Origin of the sequence: Kitasatospora arboriphila (genome assembly GCF_039528095.1) — a bacterium.
Taxonomy (GTDB): Bacteria; Actinomycetota; Actinomycetes; order Streptomycetales; family Streptomycetaceae; genus Kitasatospora; species Kitasatospora arboriphila.
The window spans coordinates 1-8,702 of sequence record NZ_BAAALD010000168.1; the positions used below are offsets into that span (position 1 = coordinate 1).

Here is an 8,702-nt window from a genome sequence, read left to right on the forward strand (position 1 = left end):
CAAAACAAGTATGAACCCGAATGCCGGTTTTGTCAGACATGAATTCGGGCGACGGCCAGCGCCGGGGAAGGCGAGCTGCGCAGCCGTCGGACCGCGGGCTGCCGAGGGGAACGGGTGGGTCCCTGTCCGGGTGGAGCCGTCCTGCAGGGCGTGTCTCCTGCATGTCCGCCAGGGTGCCGACGGGCGGCCTGCTGCGCGCGACTGCGAGGGGCTCGGCGAGGATCCTGGTGCGCTCGGTCGGGTGCGCTGGCGGGCGATGGTGCACGGGGTCGGCGTCGTGGCGAGGCCGGGAGAACAGGGCGCCGGTAGCCGCCGGCGGGGCCCCTGTTCGTGCGCGCGCCGTGGGTTTCGGCGTCCGGCCACGGGTGTGACGGTGGCGTCTTGGGCGCGGGCCGTGGCCGGCGGGTTCGGACTGCACGCCGGCTGGTGTCCGCGGGTGACCGATCGAGGTGCGCCGGACAGGTCAGGTGTCGAGGTGCGGGTCGGGGTCCGCCAAGGCGGCTTGACGTGCTCGTTGAGGATCCGGTGCGGCGGTGGGACCGGGATCCGGGCCAGGCAGGGGGAGGTCGGCCCAGACGGTCTTGCCGTCACCGTCGGGGGTGCAACCCCAGTCGGCGGTGATCCGGTCGACGACGACCAGGCCGTGCCCGTGCGGCGTCTGCGGCTGGTGCGGTTCCACCAGTCGCGGCGGGGTCGGGCTGGGGTCGGTGACGGCGATCCGTAGCCGTACCGGCGACCGTTGGAGTTGGAGGGCCAGGGGCCGGCCGGCGTGGTCGGCGGCGTTGGCGAGGAGTTCGGCGGCGACGAGGGCGGCGTCGGCGGCCGCCTGGCCGGCGGCGGTCGTCAGGTGCCAGTCGGCGAGGGCGGTGCGGGTGAAGTCCAGGCCCTCGCTCACGCAGTCCGCCTCTCCGCCGGGAAGGAAGTCCAGTCGACGCCGGTCGGATACGACGGGGTGGGGAGAGGGGCACATGACGGCTTCCGGTCGTGGCGAGGTTTTCTCCGAATCAGGCGTCTGCCCGGCCCGGCCCCGTCTACGCGCCGGATGCGGCCGCATCCTGCCCGTGCCGGGCGGTGTCCTCGGTCGTGGCGCAGACCGGGACAGGTCCCTGGCACCGGTGATCTCCGCAACCCTGGTGCGCCCCGGCGCCCGGTGCGATCAGGACCATCGGCACCGCCCGGTCCGCGGCCGTGGACCGTGCCCGCAGCAGAGCGTTCGGCCCACCCGAAATCATCAACGCCACCCCGTTCAAACCGGCCGCCAGCAGCTGTGGGATTCCGCCGAACGCCTTGCCCGGCGCTTGCTGTGCGGTCCTGGGACACAGAGCGCCAGCGGCACCGGGTCGGGAGCCGGTGGATCCCTGGTGGGGTCGAGCGCCGGCGACCGCCTCACGGCTCCACGCCCGCAGAGGGCCTGCTGATCCGGCAGTCCGTGGCCCGGTGCCGTGATCTCGACGCAGGTGTCCATGCCCCGGACGCCACCGCCCGGCGGCGATTCCGGTCCGACGGTCGACCGGTCGACCGGGAAGAGGCTCACGGGACCGACGCTGCCCGCACGGGCCGCCCCCTGCCGACGAGGCCCACCACGGATCCGAGCGAGGTGATGTCCTGTGCCCGGCGGCGAAAGCGCGGGCCGGGCGGGCGGCGTCGAGCGCTGTTACGCCGTAGCAGGACGACCCGTGCCGTGCCCGTGGACCCAGGCGTGGCGGAGACCGTCCGGCAGGGTGAGCAGGCCGACGGTGTGGCCGTCGTGGTCCACCACCGGCCACATGTCCAGCTCGCGGGAGCGCATGGTGGCAGCCGCGGTGGCCGCGGGCATGTCGGCGGTGGCGAAGGGCGCCCGGTCGAGCGGGACGTCGCGTACCGGGGTGCGCTCGGTGTACCAGGACCGGGCCTGGAAGGGTGCCAGGTGCAGGCGGGTCAGCAGCCCTGTGCAGCGGCCGTCCTCGTCGTGGACCAGGAGGTGGTCGGCGCCGGAGCTCTGCAGGATGTCCAGCGCGGTGTCGACCGTGACGTCGTCGCCGATCTGCAGCGCCGGGGGGCTCATGAGATCGCCGACGGTGGGGGTCGCGGGGCTTTCGGGGGTGCCGGTCATGGGCGGACTCCTCGGTCTCTCCGGGCGGCGCCGGGGTCGTCTTTGGCGGTGGTGCTCACGGAGTTCGCTGCGGGCGGCCGGGGGATCCGGTGTGCGGTCGTGGCGGGAGGCCGGTGTCGCCCCGGCTGCGGCGCGCACCCGAGGCGCTCCGCAACCCGGGGCGGCGGTGTCAGCGGGCCGGGGTGGCCCCCCCCCCCCCCCGCCGGCGGCCCGGGCCCGGTCCAGCAGCACCCGGCCCGCACCCCGATCGGCGCGGCCGCCGCCGGGCGGCCCGCCACGCAGTACCACCCCGGCGACGGACTGTTCGCCTGGCTGTCGCTGCGCCCCACCGTGCGGATCAGGCTCACCCTGCTCTACGGCGGGATGTTCCTGATGGCCGGCGTCGTCCTGCTGCTGCTCATGTACTACTTCGTCCGCGAGGCCATGCAGAGCGCCACCCTGCCCACCCTGCGGCTGGGCCCCGGCGTCTCCCTCACCACCCCCGACGGCGAGGTCATCAACAGCCAGGCGGAGCTGACCCGCTGGCTCAACCACTACCAGGACATCGAGGCCGAGCGGTCGCTCAACACCCTGCTGCGCAAGGCCCTCACCGCCCTGATCTGCCTCGCCGTGATCGCCTTCGCGGCCGGCTACGCGATGGCCGGCCGGGTGCTGCGCCCGCTCGGCCGGATCACCCGCACCGCCCGCGAGGTCGCCGGCTCCGACCTGCACCGCCGCATCCAGCTCGACGGGCCCGACGACGAGCTGAAGGAGCTCGCCGACACCTTCGACGACATGCTCGACCGGCTCGACCGCTCCTTCGACTCGCAACGCCGTTTCGTCGCCAACGCCTCGCACGAGTTGCGCACCCCGCTGGCGATCAACCGGACGCTGCTGGAGGTCCAGCTCGCCGACCCGGAGGCCTCGCCCGAGGTGCAGCAGCTCGGCAAGACCCTGCTCGCCACCAACGAGCGCAGCGAGCAGCTCGTCGAGGGCCTGCTGCTGCTCGCCCGCAGCGACAACGAGATCACCGACCGGCGCCCGGTCGAGCTCTCCGAGGTCGCCCTGCGGGCCCTGGAGCAGCTGAGGCCCGAGGCGGCGACCCGCGAGGTCGAGCTCCGCTCCGAGCTCCACCCGGTGACGGTCTCCGGCAACGGCGTGCTGCTGGAGCGGATCGCGCTCAACCTGCTGCAGAACGCGGTGCGCTACAACACCCCGGACGGCTGGGTGGAGATGTCCACCACGCCCGCCCCGGGCGGCGTCGGCGAGCTGGTCGTCTCCAACACCGGCCCGGTGGTGCCCGGCTACGAGATGGAGCACATCTTCGAGCCGTTCCGCCGGGTCAAGGGCGCCGACCGGACCCGCAGCGACAAGGGCGTCGGCCTCGGCCTGTCCATCGTCCGTTCGGTGGTCCGCGCGCACGGCGGCACCATCGAGGCCACGCCGCGCCCCGGCGGCGGCCTGACGATCCGGGTGCGCATCCCCGGGCCCTGACGCACACCCGGCCCGCCGAGTCCGTTCAGGGCCCCGCCAGGCCCCTTCCCGACCCCTTCCGCCGCCGTCCCGGACCCCTCCGGGGCGGGGGGGGGGGCCGGTGCGGCGCCGACGCCGCCGCACCCGGCCGCGCCGCTCCGTGCGCGACCGATCGCCGACCGCCCCCGCCGCCCCCTCCGGCCGTGTCAAGACGACATAAGCGCTGGCAGGGGGCGGCTTGTCTTTTGCGGCCGAAACAACTTACGGTGTCGTAACCTACGCATCCGTAAGTGGGCCGACCCGGACGGCCGCCGCGTCCGCCTCCGCGCTCGTGCCACCCGCCCCCGTCCCCGTCCCCGTTCCGTCACCGTCCGCGCCGCCGCCGTCGGCCCCACCCCGCCCGACGCGCCGGACGCCGCACACAGGAGCACCAGCCGTGACCATCGCACCCGTCCAGCGCACCGCACCGCCCGCGTCGACCGCCTGGACCGACGCCAAGCTGATCCTGGCCCTCGAAGAGGTCGTCGAGGGCGAGCTGAACCGGCACCTCAAGGTCGCCAAGGAGTGGATGCCCCACGAGTACGTGCCGTGGAGCCAGGGGCGGGACTTCGACGGCGTGCTCGGCGGGGAGGCGTGGGCGCCCGCGCAGTCCAAGGTGACCCCGCTGGCGCGGATCTCGCTGGTGGTCAACCTGCTCACCGAGGACAACCTCCCGAGCTACCACCACGAGATCGCGACCATGTTCGGCCGCGAGGGCGCCTGGGGCACCTGGGTGCACCGCTGGACGGCCGAGGAGGGCCGGCACGGCATAGCCATCCGCGACTACCTGCTGGCCACCCGCGCCGTGGACCCGGTCGAGCTGGAGCGGGCCCGCATGGCGCACATGTCGGAGGGCTTCGAGTCCGACAACGCGCACAGCATGCTGCACTCGGTGGCCTACGTGGCCTTCCAGGAGCTCGCGACCCGCATCGCGCACCGCAACACCGGCCACCACTCCGGCGACCCGCTGTGCGACCAGCTGCTGGCGAAGATCGCCAACGACGAGAACCTGCACATGGTCTTCTACCGGAACCTGCTGAAGGCGGCCATGGAGATCGCCCCGGACGAGGCGATGAACGCCATCACCGAGGTCGTCACCAACTTCCGGATGCCCGGCCACGGCATGCCCGGCTTCGAGCGCTCCGCCGCCCAGATCGCCATCGGCGGCGTCTACAACCTGCGCATCCACCACGACGACGTGCTGCAGCCCGTGCTGCGCCACCTGAAGGTCCTGGAGACCACCGGGCTCGGCGGCTCCGGCCAGCAGGCCCAGGAGCAGCTCGGCGCCTTCCTGGACGGCCTGGACGCCCAGGCCACCAAGTTCGACGAGCGCCAGGCCGCGCTGCTCGCCCGCCGGGCCGCCGCGGCCGCCGCGAAGGCCTGATCCGGCCGTTCCGCGAGGGCGTCCGCGGGGCCGTCCGGCCGCACCGGGAATGTCCGGGATTCTCCGGAAAGGTGTGAGATGTGACCAAGTTCACATCGGGCCATTCGATGCACCCGCGCCGCGCCGCACGGCGCTCGACCTCCGGTCGGGCGCCGTGGCGCTGGGTGACCGGTCGGAGAGGTCCCGAAAATGTCGATCTGTCGCCAAATGTGCTGTGGCCAGGGTCAATTGGTGAAGGAACGGCAGGGGCGCCGCTACCCAAGGTAGTCGTCCGGGCCCCGTCCCGGCCCGACCGGGCCGACCACCCGCGGTGGTGTTCGAACCCCGTTCGGTCACCCCAACGGGTCCGAAACCGGGTGTCGATTGAGTAACGGGGCTTGAAGTAAGGCAAAATCTCCGCCTCGGGTCGGGCACAAGACCGGCCCCCCATGCGTTACGTGCGCTGGAGATACCGCACACACCCAAAGGGGGAGAGCGAAAACATGGCTACGGACTACGACACCCCACGCAAGACCGATGACGACCTCAACGAGGACAGCATCGAGGAACTGAAGGCGCGGCGGAACGAGAAGACGACCGGTTCGGTCGACATCGACGAGTTCGACGCGGCGGAGGGTCTGGAGCTCCCCGGCGCCGACCTCTCGAACGAGGAGCTGTCGGTCCGGGTGCTGCCGCGCCAGGCCGACGAGTTCACCTGCATGAGCTGCTTCCTGGTGCACCACCGCAGCCAGCTCTACAGCGAGAAGAACGGTCAGCCGATCTGCCGGGACTGCGGCGCCTGAGCACGGTGCGGAATGGCCCGGGCCCGACGCCTCACCGTCGGCCCGGAAGGCCACCCCGCCGGCCCTGGGCAGCAAGGCCGGAGGCAGCAGACGCGGGCCCCGTACGGGGGCCGTACCCGCAGGCCGGGCGCCTGCGACCACAGGAGCAATGGGACGGTCCGCCACCCGCGGAGCCGTCCCTCCTCCGTTTCCGGGCCCGTCCGCGGCACGTCCGCCCGGGCCCGGCGGCCTTCCCCCGCGGCTCAGCGCTGGGCGGCCCGGCGGGCACCCTGCAGCGCGTCCGCCAGCTTCTGCGGCGAGCGGGTGGACAGGTACAGGTACGGCGTCGGGTCGGACGGGTCGGTGACCTCCACCCGCAGCGCCGTCGGCACGTAGCTGCGCAGCAGCATGAAGGCCCGCGGGTCCGCCTTCACACCGCGCCAGGCGACCGCCTCCGCCGGGTTGAGCACCTCGGCCGTGCCGAGCGCGTCCACCGGGATCCGGGCCTGCCCGGCCACCAGCGAGCCCTGGACCACCCGGATCCGGGCCGAGCCGTAGGAGCTGAGCGCGGCCGCGCCGGCGGCGATGCCGACCACCAGGCCGATCAGGGCGCCGAGGCCGCTGAAGCGCAGCAGGACCAGGCCGAGGGACAGGCCCGTCACGAGCGGGAGCAGCCACCAGGACCGCGGGACGGTGAGGCGTTCGTCGTACATGCCCCCTATTGTGGGCGCCCGCACGGCCGCTTCCGCCCACGCCCCTCCCGCCGTTTGCTACTGGCGGGTAGCATCGCGACCGTGACCGGTTCCACCGCCCCCGCCGCCGCGCCGCAGGGCGCCCCCGCGCCGCTGCCCCGCCCCGCCGCCCCGCCGCCGACCACGCCGCCCGCCGACGCCGTGCTGCCGCCCCGTGCGCCCGGCGCGCCGGCCCCCGGCACGCCGATCGAGCCCCACTACGACCTCTGCTTCGGCTGCGGCCCGCAGCGCCCCGACGGGCTGCAGCTGACCGCGGTGGCCGGGGAGGGCCTCACCGTCGACGCGAGGTTCACCGTCCGCGCGGTGCACCAGGGCGGACCCGGCCTCGCCCACGGCGGTCTGCTCACCACCGCGATGGACGAGACGCTCGGCACCCTCAACTGGCTGCTGCACGCCCCCGCCGTGACCGGCCGGCTGGAGACCGACTTCGTCCGTCCGGTGCCGGTCGACAGCGAGCTGCACATCCACGCCTGGGTGACGGGCGTGCACGGCCGCAAGGTCTACAGCGCGGCCGAGGGCCGCATCGGCGGCCCCGACGGACCGGTCGCCATCCGGGCGCAGGCGCTCTTCATCCAGGTGAAGCTGGAACACTTCACCACGCACGGTCGTCCCGAGGACATCAAGAAGGCCTTGGACGACCCGGACCTGTTCAAGCGCGCCAGAGCCTTCGAGGTGAACCCGTGACCAGCACCGCCCGTCCGCCGGTGGACGTCCTGATCAGGCGGATCGACGCCGATCTCCCGATGCCCGGCTACGAGCACCCCGGCGACGCCGGAGCCGACCTGCGCACCACCGTCGACGCCGAACTGGCCCCCGGCGAGCGGGCCGTCCTCCCCACCGGCGTCGCCATTGCGCTGCCGGACGGTTACGCGGCGTTCGTGCACCCGCGTTCGGGCCTCGCAGCTCGTTGCGGAGTTGCCCTTGTGAACGCCCCGGGGACGGTCGATGCCGGGTACCGTGGTGAGATCAAGGTGATCGTCGTCAACCTGGACCCGCGCGAGGCCGTCAGCTTCCGTCGAGGGGACCGCATCGCCCAGCTGGTCATCCAGCAGGTGGAGAGGGCGCGTTTCCACGAGGTGGCCGAGCTGCCAGGGTCGGCGCGAGCCGAAGGCGGGTTCGGGTCGACCGGCGGCCACGCCGCGGTCTAGCATGCCCGCGGTCTCGCAGTAGCCGAGCAGGTATTCGCTTCGGTCTTGGATTCGGTCTTGGACCGGGAAGGACAGTGACCGTGTTCCGTCGTCGCCACAAGAGCGAGGACGCTGTCGAGCAGCTCGCCGAGGACGCCACCAGCGCCGACGAGACGGCCGATGACGTCGAAGGTTCCGCCGAGAGCGAGAACGACACCGAGCTGGACCCCGCCGACCGGGTCGGCCTGCCGCCGGCACCGCGCCCGGACGGGCCGTGGGACATCTCCGAGCTCGAGCAGCCCGAGGAGGGGCGAGTGGACCTCGGGGGTCTGCTGGTCCCCGGGGTCGAGGGCATGGAGCTGCGCGTCGAGGTCGCCGGTGACGCGATCGTCGCCGCGACCCTCGTCCTCGGCAACAGTGCGATCCAGCTGCAGGCCTTCGCGGCCCCCAAGTCGGAGGGCATCTGGGGCGAGGTCCGCGAGGAGATCGCCAACGGCATCACCCAGCAGGGCGGCCTGATCGAGGAGGAGGAGGGCACGCTCGGCTGGCACCTGCGCGCCCAGGTCCCCGTCCAGCTGCCCGACGGCACCCACGGCGCCCAGCTGGTGCGGTTCGTCGGCTGCGACGGTCCGCGCTGGTTCCTGCGCGGCGTGATCTCCGGCCAGGCCGCCGTCCAGCCCGAGATGGCCGGCATCCTGGAAGAGGTCTTCCGCCAGACCGTCGTGGTCCGGGGCGAGGCGCCGATGGCGCCGCGCGACCCGATCGTGCTGAAGCTCCCCGAGGACGCGCAGATGGTGGCCGACGGTGCCCCCACCGAGGGCGGCGAACAGCGCTACAGCGCTTCGCTGGACCCGTTCGCACGCGGCCCGGAGATCACCGAGGTCCGCTGAGCCGAGCACCTCGCCTCCGCCCGGTTCGACACCGGGCGGAGGCGATTTGCTTGTGGGGCCCCGGGCCCCGTACAGTTCCGGAGTCGCGCCGAGAGGGGCGACGAAAAAGCGAGTCGAAGGAAAACGCCCGGTGAAACGGACGGGAAATCCTCTGATAAGCTGGAAACACGAAAGAGCGAAACGCCCGGAGGGTCCGCTGGAAGGC

At 73.1% G+C, this 8,702-nt stretch carries 9 protein-coding genes; 6 read left to right on the top strand and 3 right to left on the bottom strand.

What is annotated here, in order from left to right:
* Positions 1-463 precede the first annotated feature (463 nt).
* Both ABD353_RS38535 and ABD353_RS38540 read right to left on the bottom strand, forming a co-directional pair.
* Positions 464-895 (bottom strand): ATP-binding protein, encoded by a 432-nt coding sequence (locus tag ABD353_RS38535; RefSeq protein ID WP_344628397.1) that lies wholly within the window; start codon positions 893-895, stop codon positions 464-466.
* 759 nt (positions 896-1,654) lie between these two features.
* Positions 1,655-2,092, bottom strand: coding sequence for a CBS domain-containing protein (locus tag ABD353_RS38540; RefSeq protein ID WP_344628398.1), 438 nt, complete (start codon positions 2,090-2,092; stop codon positions 1,655-1,657).
* Positions 2,093-2,422: 330 nt separating this feature from the next.
* Between ABD353_RS38540 and ABD353_RS38545 the strand changes: the two genes are divergently transcribed.
* From ABD353_RS38545 to ABD353_RS38555, 3 genes are all read left to right on the top strand, one after another.
* The gene (locus ABD353_RS38545) at positions 2,423-3,565 is read left to right on the top strand and encodes a sensor histidine kinase (protein WP_425555340.1); all 1,143 of its coding nucleotides are present in this window, start codon (positions 2,423-2,425) and stop codon (positions 3,563-3,565) included.
* A gap of 415 nt (positions 3,566-3,980) precedes the next feature.
* Entirely contained in the window at positions 3,981-4,967 is a 987-nt protein-coding gene (locus tag ABD353_RS38550; protein WP_344628399.1) for an acyl-ACP desaturase, read from the top strand.
* Positions 4,968-5,449: 482 nt separating this feature from the next.
* Positions 5,450-5,749, top strand: coding sequence for a DUF4193 domain-containing protein (locus ABD353_RS38555; protein ID WP_030277357.1), 300 nt, complete (start codon positions 5,450-5,452; stop codon positions 5,747-5,749).
* A 242-nt stretch (positions 5,750-5,991) separates the two neighbouring features.
* Here the strand turns inward: ABD353_RS38555 and ABD353_RS38560 are convergent, their stop codons facing one another.
* Complete coding sequence (locus ABD353_RS38560) at positions 5,992-6,441, bottom strand: DUF3093 domain-containing protein (RefSeq protein WP_344628400.1); 450 nt, start codon at positions 6,439-6,441, stop codon at positions 5,992-5,994.
* Positions 6,442-6,573: 132 nt separating this feature from the next.
* Between ABD353_RS38560 and ABD353_RS38565 the strand changes: the two genes are divergently transcribed.
* The 3 genes from ABD353_RS38565 to ABD353_RS38575 all read left to right on the top strand — a co-directional run bounded on the left by ABD353_RS38565 (position 6,574) and on the right by ABD353_RS38575 (position 8,497).
* Complete coding sequence (locus tag ABD353_RS38565) at positions 6,574-7,164, top strand: PaaI family thioesterase (protein ID WP_344628403.1); 591 nt, start codon at positions 6,574-6,576, stop codon at positions 7,162-7,164.
* Positions 7,161-7,628 (top strand): dUTP diphosphatase, encoded by a 468-nt coding sequence (gene dut / locus ABD353_RS38570; protein WP_425555341.1) that lies wholly within the window; start codon positions 7,161-7,163, stop codon positions 7,626-7,628. The genes ABD353_RS38565 and dut overlap by 4 nt, the downstream gene beginning before the upstream one ends.
* Positions 7,629-7,708: 80 nt before the next feature.
* Positions 7,709-8,497 (top strand): DUF3710 domain-containing protein, encoded by a 789-nt coding sequence (locus tag ABD353_RS38575; RefSeq protein WP_344628401.1) that lies wholly within the window; start codon positions 7,709-7,711, stop codon positions 8,495-8,497.
* Positions 8,498-8,702 lie beyond the last annotated feature (205 nt).